This window comes from Vibrio sp. WZ-1, assembly GCF_052037695.1.
Taxonomy (GTDB): domain Bacteria; phylum Pseudomonadota; class Gammaproteobacteria; order Enterobacterales; family Vibrionaceae; genus Vibrio.
In genome coordinates, this window is sequence record NZ_JBQEQR010000062.1 from 121,037 (window position 1) to 142,068 (window position 21,032).

General features: G+C 40.6%; 20 protein-coding genes. 7 read left to right on the forward strand and 13 right to left on the reverse strand.

The window, feature by feature from the left end:
• Positions 1–210 precede the first annotated feature (210 nt).
• Both ACTS60_RS07205 and ACTS60_RS07210 read left to right on the forward strand, forming a co-directional pair.
• Complete coding sequence (locus ACTS60_RS07205) at positions 211–1,437, forward strand: aldose 1-epimerase family protein (protein ID WP_440887688.1); 1,227 nt, start codon at positions 211–213, stop codon at positions 1,435–1,437.
• Between the two features lie 309 nt (positions 1,438–1,746).
• Positions 1,747–2,067 carry a hypothetical protein gene (locus ACTS60_RS07210; RefSeq protein WP_010451345.1) on the forward strand — a complete coding sequence of 107 codons (321 nt, stop codon included), beginning with the start codon at positions 1,747–1,749 and terminating at the stop codon, positions 2,065–2,067.
• Positions 2,068–2,389: 322 nt separating this feature from the next.
• Here ACTS60_RS07210 and ACTS60_RS07215 read toward each other — a convergent pair whose 3' ends face one another.
• From ACTS60_RS07215 to ACTS60_RS07225, 3 genes are all read right to left on the reverse strand, one after another.
• Complete coding sequence (locus ACTS60_RS07215; protein ID WP_010451344.1) at positions 2,390–3,820, reverse strand: pyridoxal phosphate-dependent decarboxylase family protein; 1,431 nt, start codon at positions 3,818–3,820, stop codon at positions 2,390–2,392.
• Between the two features lie 155 nt (positions 3,821–3,975).
• On the reverse strand, positions 3,976–5,238 hold the full coding sequence (locus tag ACTS60_RS07220) for an amidohydrolase family protein (protein ID WP_440887689.1): 1,263 nt from the start codon (positions 5,236–5,238) through the stop codon (positions 3,976–3,978).
• 179 nt (positions 5,239–5,417) lie between these two features.
• Positions 5,418–5,939 (reverse strand): prepilin-type N-terminal cleavage/methylation domain-containing protein, encoded by a 522-nt coding sequence (locus tag ACTS60_RS07225; RefSeq protein ID WP_440887705.1) that lies wholly within the window; start codon positions 5,937–5,939, stop codon positions 5,418–5,420.
• Between the two features lie 234 nt (positions 5,940–6,173).
• Between ACTS60_RS07225 and ACTS60_RS07230 the strand changes: the two genes are divergently transcribed.
• Positions 6,174–6,389 carry a DUF3955 domain-containing protein gene (locus tag ACTS60_RS07230; protein WP_440887690.1) on the forward strand — a complete coding sequence of 72 codons (216 nt, stop codon included), beginning with the start codon at positions 6,174–6,176 and terminating at the stop codon, positions 6,387–6,389.
• A gap of 35 nt (positions 6,390–6,424) precedes the next feature.
• Positions 6,425–7,207 carry a nucleotidyltransferase domain-containing protein gene (locus tag ACTS60_RS07235; RefSeq protein WP_440887691.1) on the forward strand — a complete coding sequence of 261 codons (783 nt, stop codon included), beginning with the start codon at positions 6,425–6,427 and terminating at the stop codon, positions 7,205–7,207.
• A 48-nt stretch (positions 7,208–7,255) separates the two neighbouring features.
• Here ACTS60_RS07235 and ACTS60_RS07240 read toward each other — a convergent pair whose 3' ends face one another.
• The 4 genes from ACTS60_RS07240 to ACTS60_RS07255 form a co-directional block, all read right to left on the reverse strand.
• Entirely contained in the window at positions 7,256–7,738 is a 483-nt protein-coding gene (locus ACTS60_RS07240) for a tetratricopeptide repeat protein (protein ID WP_440887692.1), read from the reverse strand.
• A gap of 398 nt (positions 7,739–8,136) precedes the next feature.
• On the reverse strand, positions 8,137–8,712 hold the full coding sequence (locus tag ACTS60_RS07245; protein ID WP_440887693.1) for an outer membrane beta-barrel protein: 576 nt from the start codon (positions 8,710–8,712) through the stop codon (positions 8,137–8,139).
• Between the two features lie 124 nt (positions 8,713–8,836).
• Entirely contained in the window at positions 8,837–9,445 is a 609-nt protein-coding gene (locus ACTS60_RS07250) for a hypothetical protein (protein WP_440887694.1), read from the reverse strand.
• A 225-nt stretch (positions 9,446–9,670) separates the two neighbouring features.
• Positions 9,671–11,176, reverse strand: a complete 1,506-nt coding sequence (locus ACTS60_RS07255; RefSeq protein ID WP_440887695.1) for an aldehyde dehydrogenase family protein — start codon at positions 11,174–11,176, stop codon at positions 9,671–9,673.
• 406 nt (positions 11,177–11,582) lie between these two features.
• Here ACTS60_RS07255 and ACTS60_RS07260 point away from each other — a divergent pair, with 406 nt between their 5' ends.
• Together ACTS60_RS07260 and ACTS60_RS07265 are read left to right on the forward strand one after the other, a co-directional pair.
• Positions 11,583–12,158, forward strand: a complete 576-nt coding sequence (locus ACTS60_RS07260; protein WP_440887696.1) for a nucleoside 2-deoxyribosyltransferase — start codon at positions 11,583–11,585, stop codon at positions 12,156–12,158.
• Positions 12,159–12,175: 17 nt separating this feature from the next.
• The gene (locus ACTS60_RS07265; protein WP_440887697.1) at positions 12,176–12,457 is read left to right on the forward strand and encodes a hypothetical protein; all 282 of its coding nucleotides are present in this window, start codon (positions 12,176–12,178) and stop codon (positions 12,455–12,457) included.
• A gap of 35 nt (positions 12,458–12,492) precedes the next feature.
• Here the strand turns inward: ACTS60_RS07265 and ACTS60_RS07270 are convergent, their stop codons facing one another.
• The 6 genes from ACTS60_RS07270 to ACTS60_RS07295 all read right to left on the reverse strand — a co-directional run bounded on the left by ACTS60_RS07270 (position 12,493) and on the right by ACTS60_RS07295 (position 18,423).
• Positions 12,493–13,491: a GlxA family transcriptional regulator gene (locus ACTS60_RS07270; protein WP_440887698.1), complete on the reverse strand. Its 999-nt coding sequence runs from the start codon at positions 13,489–13,491 to the stop codon at positions 12,493–12,495.
• A gap of 207 nt (positions 13,492–13,698) precedes the next feature.
• Positions 13,699–14,181 carry a hypothetical protein gene (locus ACTS60_RS07275; protein ID WP_409577003.1) on the reverse strand — a complete coding sequence of 161 codons (483 nt, stop codon included), beginning with the start codon at positions 14,179–14,181 and terminating at the stop codon, positions 13,699–13,701.
• Positions 14,165–14,953: a winged helix-turn-helix domain-containing protein gene (locus tag ACTS60_RS07280; RefSeq protein WP_440887699.1), complete on the reverse strand. Its 789-nt coding sequence runs from the start codon at positions 14,951–14,953 to the stop codon at positions 14,165–14,167. Before ACTS60_RS07280 ends, ACTS60_RS07275 begins: the two co-directional genes overlap by 17 nt.
• Before the next feature lie 131 nt (positions 14,954–15,084).
• A complete protein-coding gene (locus ACTS60_RS07285; protein WP_440887700.1) occupies positions 15,085–15,591 on the reverse strand; it encodes a hypothetical protein in 507 nt (168 codons plus the stop codon).
• Entirely contained in the window at positions 15,566–16,276 is a 711-nt protein-coding gene (locus tag ACTS60_RS07290; RefSeq protein WP_440887701.1) for a winged helix-turn-helix domain-containing protein, read from the reverse strand. Before ACTS60_RS07290 ends, ACTS60_RS07285 begins: the two co-directional genes overlap by 26 nt.
• A 494-nt stretch (positions 16,277–16,770) precedes the next feature.
• Positions 16,771–18,423, reverse strand: coding sequence for an SgrR family transcriptional regulator (locus ACTS60_RS07295; RefSeq protein WP_440887702.1), 1,653 nt, complete (start codon positions 18,421–18,423; stop codon positions 16,771–16,773).
• Between the two features lie 680 nt (positions 18,424–19,103).
• Between ACTS60_RS07295 and ACTS60_RS07300 the strand changes: the two genes are divergently transcribed.
• On the forward strand, positions 19,104–21,032 hold a 1,929-nt coding region (locus tag ACTS60_RS07300; RefSeq protein WP_440887703.1), incomplete at its 3' end, for a VCBS domain-containing protein.

Consider the following 21,032-nt stretch of genomic DNA (forward strand, 5'->3'; position numbering starts at 1 on the left):
GCGAGCTTCAGCAAAACTACATTCATTTCTCCGCCCGATATTTCTGCTGAATTTGATTCAGCAATCAAAAAGATCATTAAAACCCCCTCTAATGAGCATATTGATCACAACTCATACCAGCCTGCTTTGCTCAAAAATAGAGCAATTTATATAATAATGCTGAATCGATTCAGCAATACTTAGATTTGAAAAATAAATAAGGAATAAAGGATGAAAAATTCGTACATCGCTTGTACCGCTATGCTACTTGGACTCACTACCCTACCTGTTTCTTCAGCAGAATTTGTTCTAACTAATTCTGCTTCAAATCAAGATGTTGGAGATTGGAAAATGACTAGTCGCTCCCTCGGCTTTAATCCAGACTTGCCCTTCAGCATTGAAAAAAAACGTTTGCACGGTGGAAAACAATTTGGTGTTGATGTTCTCGTCATAGACAACGGCATTTTGGAAGTTACGCTTATCCCTACTCGTGGGATGGGCATCTTTGATGTCAAAATGGATGGAGAGCGAATTCTTGGCTGGGACTCACCTGTCAAAGAGATCGTAAACCCAGCATTCATCGAGCTGGAAAGTCGCAATGGTCTTGGTTGGCTCGATGGATTCAATGAAATGCTTGTACGTTGTGGGTATGAATGGACAGGTCACCCGGGCGTTGATGATAACGGTCAGCTTCTAAGCCTGCATGGTCGAGTCCAAAATACACCCGCTTCTACAGTAAAAGTGATCATTGATGATAATCCCCCACACAGAATTAGGGTGCAAGGTACCGTTTCAGAACGCACTTTCAAAAAAGCAGAACTGGTGACTCATACAGAGTTATCAATACTGCCAGGTAGCAACTCATTCTCTCTACACGATAAGTTAACCAACATGTCTGACTACGATGACGAGTACCAGATTATTTACCACTCTAACTTTGGTAGACCTATTCTTGAAAAAGGGGCGAAGTTTTCCGCAGCAGTCAAGGAAGTCTCTCCATTCAACAACTATGCAAAGGCGGGCTTAGATAGTTGGCAAACCTATCAAGGACCAACAAAAAGCTATGATGAAATGGTTTTTAACTTGAAGCCAATAGGTGACGATTCCGGACAAAGTTTAGCGGTGCTTCACAACAAAAAAAGCGATAAAGGTGTGGCGCTCAGTTATAACGTAGAGCAACTGCCTGTGCTGACACTATGGAAAAATACCGATACATACAAACAGGGTTATGTGACTGGCATTGAGCCCGGAACCAGTTACGCCTACAACACGAAGTACCAACGCCCATTAGGCTTAGTTCCGACCATACGAGCAGGTGAAAGCAAACACTTTGATCTAACTTATTCAGTACTTAGAAACCAAAATGAAGTCAAACAAGCACTCACTGAAGTCGCTAAAATCCAACAGGGTCAAAAAGTGGAACTGATCAACAAACCACTCGTAAACCTAGATAATTAACAATGCTTCGGCAATAAAAGGAGCCGCGAGGTGCGGCTCTTAAATTAGAGCTTTGAATCAAGTTTATCATCCGAGAGCACTTCACCCCTTTTGAGAGTTATGAAAAATAGACAATTCACGTAGTCCATTGTAGCTGTATAGGTATTAACCCGAATTAGTGTCATTTATTTGATCTTCAGGTTCACTCGTACACTTTCTGTACCACACACTCGGTTTCTCCTTGAGGTTTGTCACTGTCGCAAAATGGCAATTTTTAAAATTCATTCCCCTTTATCTTACTTATCAACTTGTTTGAATTAGGAAAAAGAAATGAAAGCACGTAATGCCCTTTTGATTTTATTGACGAGCACGATTGGCTTTAATGCTTACGCGATTACAGACGCTAGTAAGATTGGTGCGAATGCAGGTGCGATGAGTTACTGCTACGATCACATTGCATCTAGCAAAGACAAATCAAAATACCGCTTGCTCAAGCTAAAGACCTTGGAAGAGTATCAAGATCTGGATAGTGGTGACCGCGCAAGAGCGCTGGTAATGAAGAAAGCCGCTGAAGATGGAGATTACCTAGGTGACCCGCTGGATAAGTCTCGCTGTAATAGCCTACGAAAAATGTTGTTTGTGAAATACTAGTAACACCAAATTACTACAAAGCCACCACTGTTTAGTGGTGGCTTTTTTCTAGAGATTTGCCCTCAAGCGTTTCAAGTAACCATTTCTATCGCAACAGTGCATGCACTAAACCGAAGCCTTACTAAATAAGGTACCCAAACTCCCTTACACGAGTTTCGAGCCTACTCTCTACCTCAAGTGAGCTTAAGTCTGTCAGCTACAAAAACGGACTTTCACATGCCCAGGAATGAAAGGATTAAGTGACTTCCATACATGAATCGTTAAAACAAAAACCGCACTTAACAAAGTGCGGTTTTTAAAAGGCAGGGTTCTAAAATAGAAACTACATCAGCGCAAGTTCTGCCTTATAGGCTTGAATGATCTTTTCTGCTGACTGATCAATATCTTGTTCTGATGTGTGATAGTTGAGCACCGAGAACAACATGGTTTTTAGACCTTTATAACCTGATGTTGATGGGTATAAGAATCCCTCTTGCTGCAACCGATGTACGACACGATCAGTAAGTTCATTGCGATATTCATCATCACCAATGCCAAACTGCGCAGAGAATCGGTTAGACACCACATCATTAAGGATGGTAACCCCCTGTACTTGCGCCAACTTATCTGCCATACGCTTTGCTAACGTGACACAATTGTCTAGATGAGCAACAATACCCTCTTTACCCAATGACTTGAATGCAGCATAAACAGGTAAACCTCGTGCACGTCGTGATGCCGCGATGCCAAAGTTGATCGCATTTCGGTCCGGTTTCTCCATGGCATCATTCAAGTAATCCCCCATATTACTACCACCCATCGCACTCGTAATTTTGCTAGGGTCTTTAACAATTACCATGCCGCAATCGTAAGGCATGTTAAACCATTTATGACCATCAGTATCAATCGAGTCCGCTCGCTCAATGCCTTTCAATAGATGTTTCTGGCTGTCGCTCGCTGCAGCCCAAAGGCCAATCGCACCATCAACATGCAACCACGCGTTTTCATGCGCTGCGACCGCATCTGCGATTTCATCAAATGGGTCAAAGGCACCGGAATCGATACAACCAGCCTGAGCACAAACTAGCGTAGGTCCATTGCAATCAGACAGAACTCGGTTCAGCTCTGATGGAATCAATCGCAGATTGCTGTCTGTCGGTACTTTTTTAATACATTCGACTCCAAGACCAATCATGGAAAGCGCTCGCTTGATAGTTGAATGGATTTGGTCACTCACCACTACGTTGATGCGTGGTGCACCATACAGACCTTTTGTCGCTACGTCCCAATCAGCATTTGCGAGTAACGAGTTACGTGCAGTGATCAGAGATGTGTAAATTGCCTCTTGCGCTCCTGAGGTAAAGCCAACTGCCGAGCCTTGTGTAAGACCCAGCAAGTCAATCATCCACTCAGCTGCGGTTTCTTCAGCGACTGCCATCGCAGGGCTAGAAACATAGTAAGGGACATTCTGGTCCCAAGCACTGACTAACCAATCAGCCGCTAAAGACGCTGGAAATGTACCGCCAATTGCGTAACCAAAGAAACGGGGGCCACCTGACGCTACTAGGCCGGCATCCAGTGCATTCACCATATCATCAATGACTTTTCCTGGTTCACTCGCACCACTCGGTAAATCACCTCCAATCAACTCTCTTAGCTGCTGAGATGTGGTTTCTTTATCAACAGGACGCTCGCCTAGTGACTCTAGGTAAGCGGTCGCATGTTCTAGTGAACGTTCTAGTAAAGGGCGGTAGTCTTTGAAATGATGAGACATAATGTTTCTCTCTGTTGTCGGAAATTATCTTCAATATACCGCCTGCAGCCGAGATTAATTGCCACATCACGACAAGTACAAATTAAGCTTGCTGGCTTTTTTACACATAAAAAAACGGCACTCAATGAGCGCCGCTAGTGTAGGAAGTAACTTATTTATAGAGTGTTTTTGTATACAACACCGTCTTTCATGATTAGCTTCTGTGTCTCTGTATTTGCGACACACTCAACGCCATCAAGGGGGTTACCATCAATGATCAACAAGTCTGCATAAGCACCCTCGACGATTTGTCCCAGTTTTCCTTCTTGGTACGGGTGTTGGTATGTCGACATTTCAAATAGGCGCCCACAGTTCGACGTTGCCATGCGAAGCGCTGTAATGGTATCGAACGTTTTTTCAATCGCACTAAGCTCATTCAATTGCGTTGCATGGACGTTGGTTTCACCTACACAGTCGGTACCAAACGCTAGGTTTTGAATATCGTACTTTTTGATAAGCTCTGCAGATTTAAACATTGCTTTGCCTACTCGCTCAGTTTTGCGATAAGTCTCTTCGTTTGGTAGCGGAATCTTACGCTCTGCAATTAAAGATGAAGTAAAGTAAGATGGAATAACCCAAATACCTTTCTCTTTAATCGTTTGAGCGATGTCGTCATCCATGATAGTTGCATGCTCGAAGGACATCACACCTGCCTCTGCCGCTCTTCTCATTGCATCTGCGGTATGAATATGAGCAGCGACATACGTACCGTAATCACTAGCAGCTTCAACGGCGGCTTTCATTTCATCCAGTGTGTATTGCAGCGTGTCTAGTGGATCAAACGTTGAAGATGCGCCGCCGCCAGCCATGATTTTGATCTGAGATGCACCCATGAATAGTTGTTCACGAACCGCTTTGAGCACCTCCGCTCGGCCATCAGCTACTTTCATCGCCCCTAACTTCATCATTGGCGAATCTTCATGCCCGTTTGCTAAACGTTCTTGAGCTTGATTTTGACGGTAATCTGAATGACCACTAGTTTGAGAAATTGCCGCCATTGATGGCAGAATGCGAGGACCTTTTGCATAGCCATTATCGATGCTTTTCTTCAAACCAAGGGTGTTACCAGCAACATCTCGAATCGTAGTAAAGCCACGCATTAACATTTCTTCAGAGATCTTTGCTGAGCGAATCGCCACTTCTTCACGAGTCATCGTATCAATTACGTTAAAAGGTGCAGATAACGTGATGTGTACGTGTGCATCAATTAAGCCAGGCATTACTGTTTTACCCTCAGCATCAATCACTTGCTCAGCATTCGAGTCATCCACTTTCCCGAGTTGTGTGATTAGATTGTTTTCAATCAGAATGTCTACGTTCTTTTGAAGTTGCTCATCGACACCGTTAAATACATTTGCATTTTTAATTACGATACTCATGGTTTCTATCTCCGAATCAATTGTCTCAATACAGGTGCATCATATCGAGCTATTCGAATCCATAATTGCCATTTCACGACAGCGTTTCACTTTGCTGAACAGAGCAATTTTTATGAGCAAGCAGTTATGATTAACGATAGAAAAAGAGCCACATAATGCGGCTCTTGATTATTTATTGCTTATGAATCTGGGTCATCATCAATAACGACATCGCCAGTTTGTGAGTTATAAAAAATAGATAGTTCTGGTAAGTGATTATAATTGTAGCGACATTGACCATTGCCTATATAGTTCGCTTGATATTCTGACTGATTAACATCGTTTGACGTAGAAACTGTTGGCGGCTCAACGAAAAGTACATTCCATACTGAAATACAGTCATCACTATTATCAAGTCTTGGATCTGACTCAAATGGAGGCCATTGTTGAGCTGGAAATCCCCAACGATTTATATCTAGTTGATCTTCAGGCCCGTCACCGTAGATTTGAAGATTATCCGCAGGACCACCACCATTCATAGCCATCGCTTTAGAGTGTGCAAGGCTAATGGCCGTTTTAAAAGATGCACCGCTTCTTTGAACTGAAGCGACATGTGTGTCTGTAGTGACACCTAAAAACCGTGGGGCAGCGACCACAGCAAGAATGCCAAGAACTACGATGACGACAACAAGTTCAATTAACGTGAAACCTTTCACTTTCATCGTGTGTTTACCCATTATTGTTTTTTGTTTTTCCATTCTTGCACTTTTTAACATGATAAAAATCACAGCGCACTAAAAATCCAACTTTGCTCACGACAATTGACAAAAAATTCAATAACGAAAATTAACATTTCACTTATAACGTGCACTTTTAAATTTCGACGCCTTCAAATAGATTTGCTACTGTGAGTAGCATCTAATTAGATGTGTCGAAGAATCCAAGAAAGGTAAAAAATGCACTATCTAAAGAACTATTGGTTAAGTATCACTTTTGCTCTAATTAGCGGTTTATGTATTGCGCTCTACTCTACTACTCCGTCTTATATAGATGAGAATGGTTTTCTAGTCGAGGCTTTTGGGTTCATACCTCTATTTTGGTTTTTTCTATTGCTATCGGCTATCGCCTTGCTCATTACTTACTGGCGAAATAAAAATAGTTTAACCAAATAACGAACAAGCTCACGGCCGCATACGGAGATGGATATTTGAAGAATAACGGATTAGATCATCAAGGCTACATCATCAACCCGTGCTCACAAGATTGTATTCAACCTGAGTTTACTCACCTCATTGAAACAGCCCTGCAATCATTGCAATCAAGCCTTACTGGCACGCTTCATAGCGTTTACTTGTATGGCAGTATCGCAAAAGGCAGCGCTATACCTTTTCTATCAGACTTGGATCTGTCGTTGGTCTTTAATGAACCAATCCGTAGCGAAGAGGCCAAGTACCTAGCCCAGCTCTCACTCGATCTTCAGCTGCAATTCCCTATCGTCAGTAAGATTGACTTTGACCCAGGCCATGTTGAAGAAATTGTTAACTCTAGAGAAAAGTATCGATGGCAGTTTTGGCTGAAACATTGTTGCTGCTGCATCTGGGGAGAAGACCTCTCTGTTGACTTCTGCAAACATAAGCCAGATATCAGAATTGCACACGAGCTTAATCATGATCTAGCGGCTTTCGTCACCTCAATTGAAAATAACTCAGATTTGACGGAAGCGATCAAAAGTAAATCGATCGCAAAGAAGATATTACGAACAGCTTATTATCTCATCGCACATAAAGACGACAGTTGGTACACAGAGCTCCAAAAGTGCTCAGAAAGTCTCTTAAAATTCTACCCTGATGATCAACAACCGATTCATGATGCAATGCGTTTAGCTGTAGGCGAAGCGACCAATTCCACTTTAGCAATTAATATTTATCAAACATTTGGTACTAAGCTCGCACAAAAGCTAAATGGCGTGTCGTTATATTCGAGTCCGTAACTAAGTAAACATGAAGCAAATAGGTTTCGTGCAATTCTCGCTCACTATTCACCAAGTTCGATCTAAATCTCTGGCGTATAAAGAGATAGCACGCTTATATTCCTTAATCGCGTCACTACTGGTGGTTGAAACCAGTAGTTCTAGCAGCAGAGATGTCGCTTCTTTATGCAAACCAAGGTTATAAAGGCACATGGCGTAAAAAGGCTGGACTTCTATCGCGTTGGGGTACTCGCTCATAGTTTGTTCGAAATAACTCAACGCCTCGGAATAGTTACCTAAGCTACGATAGGTACTCGCTAATCCAAATAAAGCATCAAACCTTTCCTGCGATGAGAGCCTTCCAGACAATGATGATAAGTAGTGGTTAATAGCATCTCGCTCTTTTCCTTCGTTATCGTACGACCAAGCTATTTGCAAGTGAGCCTTAGACGCATAGCTCTCGTCATTTAATAGAGTAGATAACAAAGCTCGCGACTCTTGATACTTAGCTTCTTTTCGTAACTCGATTGCTCGCTTGATGATAGTGTCCATAGTTTTCCTCTAAATATACATCTGCGTAAATGCGCCTTGAGCCCTAAAAAACATGCTTAAAACATTACGCGATAAAATCAGATTACTAGTGTTCATCTTCTTTAGATAGTTTGGCATACCGAGTGTAGTATCCGATAGGCTGGATAAAAAGACTAGTGTAACTATTGTCCTCTCGGGTAACTGTGTTCGTTGACATTACAACATACCAATTTGATATTAAAAGAAATGAAGATGAAGGGTAAAGGAAGTTACAAACGCCAATTTTCCAACAACTTTGATGTAGAAGAAGAGCACAGAACAATCGTAGTAGCCTCAACACAATCAAATTAAATATCTGTTAAAATAACAATGTAGCCCTACCCCACAATATAATAGGCTTGAAATAGGGCTTATTTACATTAGAAATTGAGCGCTAGGCCAGCGTACAAAGTGCTAGTATCAGATTCAATAATTCTGTACCCACCTTTTAGCGATAAATGTTCAGTGACTACCATGCCAAGTTCTCCGCCTAAAGTTAGCCCAGAACCAACCGAATCAGCCAAATCGATGTTTTTGGTTACTCCACCCATAGTGTAGTTTGCTTTACCAGAGGCAGAGACGCTGGCATAACCTACCTGCCCTGCGACGAAAAAACGGCCTAAGTAGAACTTTGGTTTATAACTTAGGTTTATTGCCGTTAAATCAAGCTCACCAGACCCTTTGATACCAAGCGTCGCGTCATCAAAACTGTACTTCGCACTCCCTGCGTTTATATATTCAATTTCAAAAGCGTTGACCCAATTACTTGAGGAAGGAAGTTGATAACCAAGTTGTAGTGCATATCCGGCATCTTCTGATTTGGTTGCTAAAGGTATTTCCGGAAAACTTGACTGGATATAATCAACGCCAATATAAAAATTTGAGGCTTGAGTTGCCGCGATAGCGGAGCCTGAAGACAAAGCAGCGATAGTGAGTACTGTAAGTATTTTTTTCATGTAATGATCTTCTAAAGTTAGTGATTAATAATTACCCCTTAGGCACTTGAAGGTGCTACTTCCAATACAGAGCAAGCCAATTTTTCGACATAATGCTCCATATCGTTACTTTGGGGATAAATGATTATTTAAATGAGAACTGTAAGCCAAGACTGACGCCAGTCTCTCTCTCTTTTCGTTTTGCGAAATCGATACCAGCAGTGATCCCAAATACGGACCCAAATTGAAAGGTATTGTTAATAGATAACTCATTTCTAGGAACATCAAGGAAATCATGTTGATAAATCAGCCCTAAAGCCCAGTGGGTTGCAATTTGAGCTTTAATACCGGTTGAACAATAGATGCCCTCATCAGAGTGATTTGGTGCATAGTCACTCTCAGTACGATAATTAACAGCACCACATGACAAAGGAATAGATAGAGAAGGCGTAATCAATGGCGAGAAACCAAGACCAAGTTGCCACTTGTCAATACTCGTTGAAAAGCGAGTTCCAAAGTCAGCGTAGCCATCAAGGTATAAGTTTTTGTACAAGTTTGCATTGATAGCCAAATATAAGCCACCGAGGTTTTTGCTCTCTTTATTTGAGTATTGGTTATCAGTATAAGGGGCGATAGATGTAGCTGCGTAATGAGTATTTTGATAGCCAAAGCCTACATGAGAGTAATTCCCTGCAACGTTGCTATCGGCTAGAGCTGCAAGTGGCATTATTGCAAGAATAAGAGCCAGTTTCATAGTGTATATCCATTTTAGCAAGCAATAAAATAAGTGATACCAATCATACAGTTAACGGGGTGGTCTACTTACTTTGTAATCGGACATTTTTACATGGAGTTTAGGACTGGATGGTATATTTGTGTGAAGGACAGCAATATTTAAAACAAAAAGTTTGGATTCGTCATTAAATAAAAATAAGCCCAGGCTAACCTAGGCTCATTAATTGTTAGTTAGAATGAAGACTTAGAAGAAACCAAGTGGATTAACACTATAGCTTACCACCATATTTTTGGTATTTTGGTAGTGATCTAGCATCATTTTATGCGTCTCACGGCCAATACCAGATTTTTTATAGCCACCAAATGCAGCATGTGCCGGGTAAGCGTGGTAACAGTTTACCCAAATTCGTCCAGCTTCAATATCACGAGCCATGCGATATGCTTTGTTACTATCTCGGGTCCAGACTCCTGCACCCAGGCCGTACTCGCTGTCATTTGCGATTTGAAGGGCTTCTTCCATAGTTTTGAAAGTAGTGACCGCAACAACAGGGCCAAAAATTTCTTCTTGGAAGATGCGCATATCGTTAGTGCCTTTCAACAAGGTTGGCTCTACAAAATAACCATTTTCTGCCGAGCTCTCCCCACCCGCAAGAAGTTCAGCGCCTTCTTCAAGACCAAGACCAATGTAGCCACGAATCTTATTAAACTGCTCTTCTGAAACTTGAGAACCAACTTGTGTGTCAGTATCTAATGGATTACCTTGCTTAATCGTTTTCATTCGGTCAAGCAATTTAGCCATGAATCGGTCATAGATAGACTCTTGAATTAACAAGCGCGATGGACAAGTACATACTTCACCTTGGTTAAAGAAAGCAAGAAGTACGCCTTCAACACACTTATCAACATAACTATCTTCATGGTCGAAAATATCTTCCATAAAGATATTTGGTGATTTACCACCTAACTCGACGGTTGAAGGAATAAGACTGTCTGCTGCACATTTTAAGATGTGTTGCCCCACTTCTGTTGAACCTGTAAATGCGATTTTTGCAATTCGGTCGTGAGTTGCAAGAGCCTGACCAGCTTCTGCGCCCATACCGTTTACGACATTAACAACACCAGCAGGTAAAAGATCTTCTAGTAATTCCATCAGAACTAGAATCGACGCTGGTGTTTGTTCCGCAGGTTTCAATACCACACAGCAACCAGCAGCAAGCGCCGGGGCCAATTTCCATGCTGCCATTAACAGTGGGAAGTTCCAAGGAATAATTTGACCAACAACGCCAACAGGTTCTGGAAAATGGTAAGTAGCAGTATGGTTATCTAATTCAGCTGCAGTACCCTCCTGAGCTCTAATGCAACCCGCGAAGTAGCGAAAGTGGTCAACAGTTAATGGAATATCCGCAGCTAGTGTTTCTCGTACTGGTTTACCGTTGTCCCATGTTTCTGCGACAGCTAACATTTCTGAGTTTGCTTCAATACGATCTGCAATTTTAAGTAGTAGGTTAGAACGCTCGGTAACAGATGTCGCTGCCCAAGTCGATTTTGCAGCATGTGCTGCGTTTACAGCTAGATCGATATCTTCTTTTGTGGATGCAGGGATCTGACAAATAACTTCGTTATTTACAGGTGAAGTATTAGTAAAGTAATTCCCAAGAACAGGATCGATCCATTGCCCACCGATGAAGTTAGCGTATTTTTCTTTAAAGTTAACCACAGCATTTTCTGTATTTGGTTTTGAATACAGCATGTATATACCCTCCGATTTTATATTTAATTAGTATGCCGGAAATTATGCTTTAATTATCTGCAATTCAAATATAAACTCAGTTTAATAATCAAAACTCAATCACAAAAAAAACACTAACAAACAACCACTTAAACAATATTGCAAACATTTTCGTCTGATTTACCATGTTATTTAGTCCTATTTTAAATAGCCAATAATTTAGAGTTATAACTCTAAAAAAGTAATGAAGAAAACTGACCATAGCAATTAAGACAACTGCACTAAGCAAATGTGACAAAATCAGTCGTACTTTTATCTATCCCATTGATATATATAAATTTACCTTTTCTCTATCTAATAAGTTGAATATTGATAAACATCACAAATAAAACATAATTACTCCACTTTATTTAAGGAGATCTTATGCATGAAAAAGGTATATCTAGCAGGCCCTGAGGTTTTTTTAAAAGATTCAATTGAAATCGGCGCTAAAAAAAAGGAGCTTTGTAAAAAGTACGGATTTATCGGTTTGTATCCATTAGATAACGAGATTGATATAAATGGGGTATCGAAAGAAGCTATAGGTCTTAAAATATCACGTGCTAATGAAGCACTCATTTTATCGGCAGATGCTGTTATCGCGAATTTAACTCCATTTAGAGGAGCAAGCGCTGATGTTGGAACCGTATATGAAGTAGGGATGGCAAAAGGGTTGCGCAAAGTAATACTTGGCTACACTCATGACGAACGTAAATTTCTACAAAGAAACATTGATGAGCTAAACAAAGTAAGCTTCTCCGATGGTGAATATAAAGATAAGAATAACATGGTGATTGAAGATTTCGACCTAGTTGACAACTTAATGATTGATGGCGGTATGACCTATTCAATATTGAAGAATGAGACATTGAATGAAGACGATAAATATCGGTCACTAACACTATTTGAAGAGTGCTTGCTACAACTTCATCGACATTATTACCCACTAGCAAAAAACATTTAAATTAAAGAGGAATGCACATGATTTCGTTCACCGAAGACATGCTAAACATAATGCTACCAATAATTAAAAAATATCACATGCAAATTCCAATCTTACTAGCAACGGAATCTGTAGAGTACCGAGTTGTTTCAGTAAACAGTTCGGTTATGGATTTTGAGTCTAACGGCGTCCTAGTTAGTGTCGAAGTTGGCGGGAAGTTACTTCTAGAAAATGGCACTTCATTAGAGTATGCCATAAAAAATGGTACAGCTAATTTAACAGAGTTAGCAAAATCAGAACTTTTAACTAACTCAATTTAAATAAATAGTGCACCTTACGTCTGTTGGCTTATATATTAAAAACTACTATTAGTGTAATGTTGCATACTCTTACGATATTCAGTTGGTGTCATGTTTTGATACTTTTTAAAAAGGCCCCGAAAGTGGTTGGTATCATTGTACCCAATTTCGTTACAAATCCGCTCTATAGAGTATTCGGTTCTATTCAATTTCTCTCGTGCTAAAGCAATTCGGATCCTCTGTATATAGTTTATTGGAGTTTCTCCCGTTGCTATTTTAAAGCGACGTTTCATTTGCCGCTCACTTAAAAAACAGTGACTAGCACATTTAACGACATTCAGTTGAGCAGAGTCTTGTTCGTGCATCCAGTCTTGTAGGGCATGAATCAGTTGATCATTATGCTGCCTAAACTCTACAAAATCGGAATGAGATACTTGCTGTTCCTCTGTCACTTCCCCTTTTAAAAAATGATCACATTTTTCTTTGTGGTTTGAGCCAAAAAGCCCATCAAGAACAAGCATTATTGCTTGATAATACTCACCAACACTAGAAGTACATATCAAGTTATCTTCGCGAGTTATTTTAATATGCGGTTGCAATTTTACCTTGGGATACAGATCGCGGAATAAATGGCTGTGAACCCAATGCGTAGTAGCAGTTTTGCGGTTGAGTACGTTCAATTGAGCAAGGAGAAAAGCACCTGTACATAATGAAACAACATACGAAGTGTCTTTAATTAACTTCTTAAGCCAACTACCCATTTCATCACTAATCAAGAGTGGTAGCTTCTCAGGTTCACCACAGGAGCCAATTAAAAGTACATCAGTATCAGAAATTTCACTCCAGTCTCGGTTTGGTGACAATCCAATGCCACCTAGTGCTTGAACGCCTTTACCTGACGTTGAGACTAAGTTTATTTGAGGTTCTGGAATTCCCGCTAATGTACTTGCAACAGTTAACATCTCAATTGGACCAGAGATAGATGTTGTTGGCATTCCATCGAAAAGTAAGGCTGTAATTTGAAGCGGTTTAGGATTCGTACACGTAAAACTCATTGTACGTATTTCCTTGTGTAACAGTAATTTTCTTTACTATGTCTCAACTTCGGGCGCTGAACCAATGAACTTATATGATAATTACCTTTTATGTTGAAACTAACACAAAAACAGAAAAGCAATTTAAGCCACTGATTTTAATTAATTTTTTACAACACCAACTTCATTATAACCAAATATGTTGAATGATTTAGAGTAATTACTCCATTACTGATCAGCCGTGACGCATTGCATGCTGCCTGTGAGTAAGCTTGAATAACAAAAGTTATCACTATCTTGATAGATGGTTTGGAAATATTCCTCAGATGTATCCAGAAGAAGGTGTGCTTGCGTAGCATCTGGTTCAAAGCTGGTTGTGTAGTCTTCGCTGTATACTGTATTGCTGGTTGAGAATAAGCTGGATGTCCAAAAATATACGGCAGACGAAACGTTTAAACTTATGGAGTCGTCTTCAGTCCCGTACGTTGTATGAAGTTGATGCATACCACTCCATTTGTGATCAAGAGTATGAAATTCTCGATACTTCTCGGCTCCCGATTCACTGTAGGTAACACCATGACCGAACAGCAAAGTGTTGTTTTTTCCTTCTAGAAAAGGAGGATGAAAAACGTTGTTTAGATACACAAGCAATAGTATCAAGCTAGCAAGTAATACTGCTAATAAGGTGTTTAACTTACTGGCACTGTTCACGAATAGCCTCTTTGATGTTTTGAGTTGTGTATTGATGAGAAAAACTCAAGTTAGCCGAACGAATTTCACTAAATTTCTCTGTTTTATAGATACAAGATACATATATCTGTTCGGGATTTTTAGAAAGGAAAATTTTGCTTATATTGCTTTGATAGACGCCTGAAATGGATTCAAATAGCATAGTACCAGTTGGGCTAGACTCGTAATAGTAGCTAATACCTGCAATCTCGGAACTTATCCACTGTTTTGTATTGATGCTTTGAGAATGAAGGTAGATGGTGATAAGCCAATACGAAATTGAAATAATGCCTATGGATAGAAAAGCGGTTAGTGCACCTTGGATAAGCATATTTAGTGAAGGCAGATTTACAGTTTTTAACGAGGAGTTTTTTAGTTGCTGCTTGCTTTGTTTGCTATTTTCATTGACATCTATGGTAACGTTGCTGTCTTCCGCACTTAAATTAGGCTGTGAAAATGTAATCCTATCAACTACGAGCATGTAACCTTGTTTTGGGACGGTTTTGATATAGTGCTGCTCTTTACCACTATCACCAAGAGCTAAACGTATTTGTGCAATAGACTGGGTGATACTAGACGCAGAGACAATGCGCTCTCCCCAAACCTCTTGTAAAATACATTGTTTAGTAACCACTGTTCCTTGGTTAAGGAGCAGAAGCTCTAGAAGTTTACATTCCGTGGACTTAAGTTTCTTGCTCTTTTCTTGACTTGGATGTGACAGTTGTCTTCGAGCTGTTGGGTCAAATACCCACATGTTTTTATCCTTTAATATATCCATACGAGGTGTGCCAGCTATGAGGAGTGACGATTCAGCTATGATGCCATCATAACAGGATTACTGAGTAAGAATCTGCCCTGAGCTATGCCTACAAAGCATTCTCGCTATTATTTATTTCCATTTATACTATTTATGTCTACACACTGAATTGCTTGGTTGGACAATTGAACATAACAGTATTGCCTGCCATCGCTTGGTAGTACTTGAAATTCTTCATCCCCACCATCAAAAAGGATATGCTGTTCTGGCCTATCAAAGAACTTTACTTGTTCTTCATCCACAAGCTGACTAATAAACTTTATCGAATATTCACTAAATGGCCAGAATGTAATTAAAAATTGCGTTTTTACAGATTCGCCACTATCAAATTGGATATGTGCAAGTAGTTCATATCGGTTAAGAAAAAAAGGAACCAGTGTATAGCTTATCTCTCTATACCGAGAATCTTGTTTTTCCTCACCATACGTCAGGATAACTTTACTAATAACAGTATCCGTCTTATTAACAAAGCTAGGTATGAAAGAAGTAGCAACGTAAATCTGTATTAGCAACGTAATAATGAGCAGTAGACTCAAGATTCCGATAGCTTTATTGGCATACTTCCAACACTTCATTACCAACATCCTCAAGGGTGCGATTTATATCCACTGAAAAATTATAACTTCTTTGTTGCTTGTTATTTGATACCAACTTGTAACATGCAATGTAAAGTCGGCTTTGATTAGAGGTTATGTAGAAATTAACATTGGTAAAATTCTTTTTATGGATAATAGTCTCAGCTAACTGACTACTTACTCTGTCATTTTTTTCAACGTAAAAATTGTTACTTCCCACTTTAAATGAATAAAAACTCATGGACTTAGCACTGTCAGGAGCGACAAATAAGAAATGGAATAATAAAATGTTGATAAAAAACAAAAATGTGAACCCACTTATCAATACCCAACTTGTTGTATATTTTTTTATCCCTGTACCTGTCTCTGCATTTTCCTCTGCTACCAATTTAACGGTGTTTGGCATAAGGCAATAGCCCCATTTGGGTATTGTTCTGATAATGTTTTGTTCGTGCGCATTGTCACTTAAAGACTGCCTTAACTTAGTTATTGCTTGTGTAATACTGGACTCAGAAACGACTTTGTTTGGCCATACATATGTGAATATTTCCGCCTTTGTCACCGTTTTGCCTTGATTGGTAAGCAATAACTTAAGTAGGTTACTCTCTATATTGTCGAGTTTTCTGTATTCATTTGTTTGTAGGTTGTGTAACTGCTTATCTGCTCGATAATCAAATATCCACATATCGTTACTCTGCTGCTGATTTGCTTTCAGTTACTGTCTATAGCTACATAGCCATTAATGATAATTCTATCTTTTGAGTTCATCATCTTCAATAGAGACAGTTAATACCTACTCATTTTTATATTGAGGAGCATCAATTAAATCGACTAAACATCAAGCTATCACGTAACTGCTCCAAAGTTCATAATCGTACCCACGATACCTCGATACGCTCAATCAATCGATGCGGGTTGTTTACGCGGGGCTGTCTATAGGCCTAGAGGTACTGATACAAGAATCAGCAATAAAAAGGCAAGTCAAAGCAACTCACCTCTTTGAGAGTACGGGCAATTTAGTTAGAGGTATCGCTGAATACCGCTTCGACCATTCATTTATGGTCTTACTAAAGCGATTATAGGGGACTTAAAATATGATTGATGTCGGAGAGTGTTACTGATGATACAACGGAACTGGCCCATAACCTTTAGTTACGTTTTTCCTAAGTATTCCGTTGATCACTCTAACCACATGTTTACCAAAGACATCACTCCCATATCACTTGTTTCCGTTCCGTACAAATTGTCCGCACGAGTAACAGTGAAGTGATTCCGCCACAGTGGACAATAATAGTAGTTCTGGATCAGCCAGTCCTCAGCTCTATAAAGTTTATCTAGAAACTCCTGACTGTTGTTACTTTCCTGCATTAGCATATCAACAAACGTCAATAAGCTACGCTTGCCTCTTTCAGGTAAACACTGGCTGAAAACTCTGCCACAGAGCAGCCATTCATAATACTGATAGGCAAGGTCGTCACCAAACACATAACAGTCATAGGACATATCTATGGTAGCTTGCGATTGACCTCCAGTATTCACATTCCAGATAACACCCTTTTTGGACAGGGCATCAAGCAAAGGCTTTAACTCCGTAATATGACTCTGTGATACTTCAATGCTCACGGGGCGAGTTGGAGCTTGCATTTCGTGGTTGAATAAGTGAAACCCTTTATCTTGATGGTAGTTCATCACGCTATTTGCCGGTTCTTTCTGGCTAGCGAGCATAAATTGTCGGCTATGGTGTACGATCCAAGCTCTCTCTTGTGCTGATAACCCCTTCTCATTATGATGAAACTGTAAAACAGTACACCCGCTATGATCGATTTTTTGAGGCTGAGTAGATTGAGATTCTGAATAGAGTTGCTCTGCCACATGCATAGATGCTTGAGGTTGGGAGTCACTGCACCAAAATTCTACCCGTTCGATATGACCACCTAAACCAAAATAACGGCTATTGCGAACTAGGCTCCAAGACTGTTGTTCTAACCTTTCCACTTGATAAGCCCCACATCCAACTGGCGTTGATGCCTTATGGTCAAAAATCGCACTGTGAGAGTCGGCTAATAGATGTAAAAATACCGGGTCAGATTGACTCATCGAAAAAACGACCCACTGTTTATCGATCTCAATATGTTCTAAATGGCGAAACAAAATCTGATATGAATGGGAGGTATCGCGACGCATCTCGATATTTGTTTTAATAAGCTCCGGTGTTAGGGGTTCACCATTGTGCATCTCGACGTCATTGCGGATCCTAAGACGAATTTGCTTGTCACTGTATTGGAACTGATGCGCAATATGGGGGATTATTTTTTGCTGTATCGGGTGATATCTAACTAAAGTGTCAAAAACACTTTCAATCAATAAAATTGAGCGCGCAGACTGTGCCATATGTGGACGCCATTCCGGTAATACATAAGGCACCAAGTACATCAAAGTATTCTTCTTTTTCAGCTCCTGCTGCACCTCCCCTAGCCAGTTCGGTAAGCGGCCTTGGAATAGACGAACTTCACCAAACTGAGTAGCAATTCGAAATGCCTGATTAATACTGCCAGAGCAAACCATTCGTTCTAACTGTGTAAGCAATGATGTTTCAAAACCTTGGAGAAGAGTCAATTTCGAGCGATGGCCACGCCCCTTTCCAGAAGTCCATCGAATGATTCCAAGTCTTTCAAAAGAGGCCATTAACTTGCTAACATACCTTTCAGAGCAAACCAGAATGTCAGCAAGGGCTGCAATATCAACATCATAAGTTTCATTGAGAGAAAAGTGTTTCTCCAACTGCTTTAAACGCTGCAAATGACCAGTGGATATCGACTGAAAAGCTACCATATCAACCTCAAGGTTATGTTCATTAAATATGCTGACTCATTCAAAGCAACACCTTCTAAGCTTACATTATCCTGTTGTTATTACTTAATAATTTTACTAGAAATGGATAATCTGACCGACTAGCAAACCAACTAAGAAAAACACGCCATATAATTTTGGATAAGACCTATCTCGCACGACGGTCACTGGTTGTTCTGGTTCTACTAAGTAATGCTTTGCATTCAAAGTATGGAGAGTGTAGTCGAGTGGATTCATGTTTTATTCCTCAATAAGTTCTCATGTCAGTCATTATTAAGGATTAATGCAGGAGTAATAACGCCCTCTTGAAATTAAGTAGTTCACCTTTTAACTCAGATGCTTGCACGTGTTAGGAATGCGCTACTAGCCTCTCATTACTTAGAGCCTACCTTTTACCTATCGGCAGCCCATGATGCTGAAAATGGATACTACTTTTTAAATGTCATAATAAAGTAGAAAAACAGCAATTCTTGTACTTTAATCAAAAAGATATGGTGAAAAGTTGGACTAGGTTTATGGACAAGAAAATCAATACTAAAAATACAGATAACAATAAGCAGATACTTAAAAGTCAATTAGAGAAAAGACCGGAAACGAAAAAAAGAAAGAAAGTAAAACTATTTTCCAATTTGAAGATCCGCGTCCCGCTGCCTAGCAGCCTAATGTTAATTCTCCCGTCCTTAAATGTTAAAGCGTCAGATAGCACTGCAAGCCAAGCAGAAAATCATGATGTTCAATCCAATGATACATTGGACCATCAACCTAATTTGGAAAACGCAGAGGAACTCGTAGAGAACTCATCTGCCTCGAACAATGCTTCACTACTGCCATCAGATGAGAGTATAAACAACGAAATACCTGAAGAGACGAAGACCTTTGCTCAGACCCCTTCTCATCATCTTTCACCTCATAGCCACCCGGTCATTCACCAACTAACAGGTTTAACTACACAACCGTCTGCCCCACATACCATCGACAACAATATTCAAACTACAAACACAGCTCATACGCACACTGGCCCTGTAACTTCGCAAAGCCAGACTTATGTGGAAGAAACAATTCAAGGAACTTTTGGACAGTTACACGTTGATAAAAATGGCAATTACGAGTTTACTCTCAATCCTAAGTCGCCTGCTTTTTTATTACTCCAGAAGCAAGAACCTGGTACGGATACGTTTACAATACACCTAACTGACGGCACACAACTCATTATTCAAGTACCAGTAGTTGGAAAGCAGGATTCACCAAACATTGCCGGTAAACTGTCAGGTCATGTCGAAGAAGACCATAATGTCGATAAACATGGCTTTCTGACAACAAGTGGGAAAGTTGACGTTATAGACCCAGACCATGGTGAAAGTGCATTAGCTCCAGAGACTATACATGGTCAATTTGGGGTCCTATCTATCAATGCTCAGGGACACTGGCAGTATATTGTTGATAATTCTCAATCAGCAATTCAGGCCCTAACCAGCAATACTTCACTTATTGAAACATTTACCATCCATACTAAAGATGGCACTCCACAAGTACTACAAATGTCAATTGGTGGAGAAAATGACAATGCGCTTGTCTCTGGTTATGACAAGGGGCAAGTATACGAAGACCTTTCTCCTCTCGTAACAGGAAAACTAACGATTAGTGATGTAGATGCTGGCGAAGCGCACTTCATCAACACCAACATCACTGGCGCTTTCGGCACCTTACATATGACCGATTTGGGGAAATGGACTTATGAACTGGATAACGCCAAACCATCTGTTCAAGCTTTAGGAAAAGGTGAGACAGCAACTGATGTCTTCACCGTTCGCTCTGCGGATGGTTCCGCACATCAAATTACCATTACTATCAACGGTACCAACGATACCGCTACAGTCAGCAGTGCCACGATTACCGTCGATGAGACCGATACGGCGATAACGACCTCTGGCATCTTAACCAGCACCGATGTCGATAATCCAGATAATGCCTTCACACCAGATTCGATCACGGGCACACACGGTGACTTAACCATTGATACCAATGGGCATTGGGTATTCACCGCCAACAACGCATTTAACCAACTGAACGTTGGCTACAAGATCGAAGAAACATTTAAGGTAACGTCTGTCGATGGCACTCCGTCAACGATCAAGGTGACTATTAACGGAACTAATGATGCCGCGACCGTCAGCAGTGCCACTGTGGCTGTTGATGAAACTGACTCTGCGGTAACGACCTCTGGCACCCTAACCAGCACCGATGTCGATAATCCAGATAATGCCTTCACACCGGATTCGATCACAGGCACACACGGTGACTTAACCATTGATGCCAACGGTCACTGGGTATTCACCGCCAACAGCGCATTTAACCAACTGAACGTTGGAGACAAGATCGAAGAAACCTTTACTGTTGCTTCTGTCGATGGGACTCCGTCAACCATCAAGGTCACCATTAACGGCACTAACGATGCCGCGACCGTCAGCAGTGCCACTGTGGCTGTTGATGAAACTGACTCTGCGGTAACGACCTCTGGCACCCTAACCAGCACCGATATCGATAATCCAGATAATGCCTTTACACCGGATTCGATCACAGGCACACACGGT

Coding starts and splice junctions, on each gene's coding strand:
- ACTS60_RS07205 (WP_440887688.1), top strand. CDS start 211: ATGAAAAATTCGTACATCGCTTGTACCGCTATGCTACTTGGACTCACT.
- ACTS60_RS07210 (WP_010451345.1), top strand. CDS start 1,747: ATGAAAGCACGTAATGCCCTTTTGATTTTATTGACGAGCACGATTGGC.
- ACTS60_RS07215 (WP_010451344.1), bottom strand. CDS start 3,820: ATGTCTCATCATTTCAAAGACTACCGCCCTTTACTAGAACGTTCACTA.
- ACTS60_RS07220 (WP_440887689.1), bottom strand. CDS start 5,238: ATGAGTATCGTAATTAAAAATGCAAATGTATTTAACGGTGTCGATGAG.
- ACTS60_RS07225 (WP_440887705.1), bottom strand. CDS start 5,939: ATGAAAGTGAAAGGTTTCACGTTAATTGAACTTGTTGTCGTCATCGTA.
- ACTS60_RS07230 (WP_440887690.1), top strand. CDS start 6,174: ATGCACTATCTAAAGAACTATTGGTTAAGTATCACTTTTGCTCTAATT.
- ACTS60_RS07240 (WP_440887692.1), bottom strand. CDS start 7,738: ATGGACACTATCATCAAGCGAGCAATCGAGTTACGAAAAGAAGCTAAG.
- ACTS60_RS07245 (WP_440887693.1), bottom strand. CDS start 8,712: ATGAAAAAAATACTTACAGTACTCACTATCGCTGCTTTGTCTTCAGGC.
- ACTS60_RS07250 (WP_440887694.1), bottom strand. CDS start 9,445: ATGAAACTGGCTCTTATTCTTGCAATAATGCCACTTGCAGCTCTAGCC.
- ACTS60_RS07255 (WP_440887695.1), bottom strand. CDS start 11,176: ATGCTGTATTCAAAACCAAATACAGAAAATGCTGTGGTTAACTTTAAA.
- ACTS60_RS07260 (WP_440887696.1), top strand. CDS start 11,583: ATGAAAAAGGTATATCTAGCAGGCCCTGAGGTTTTTTTAAAAGATTCA.
- ACTS60_RS07265 (WP_440887697.1), top strand. CDS start 12,176: ATGATTTCGTTCACCGAAGACATGCTAAACATAATGCTACCAATAATT.
- ACTS60_RS07270 (WP_440887698.1), bottom strand. CDS start 13,491: ATGAGTTTTACGTGTACGAATCCTAAACCGCTTCAAATTACAGCCTTA.
- ACTS60_RS07280 (WP_440887699.1), bottom strand. CDS start 14,953: ATGTGGGTATTTGACCCAACAGCTCGAAGACAACTGTCACATCCAAGT.
- ACTS60_RS07285 (WP_440887700.1), bottom strand. CDS start 15,591: ATGAAGTGTTGGAAGTATGCCAATAAAGCTATCGGAATCTTGAGTCTA.
- ACTS60_RS07290 (WP_440887701.1), bottom strand. CDS start 16,276: ATGTGGATATTTGATTATCGAGCAGATAAGCAGTTACACAACCTACAA.
- ACTS60_RS07295 (WP_440887702.1), bottom strand. CDS start 18,423: ATGGTAGCTTTTCAGTCGATATCCACTGGTCATTTGCAGCGTTTAAAG.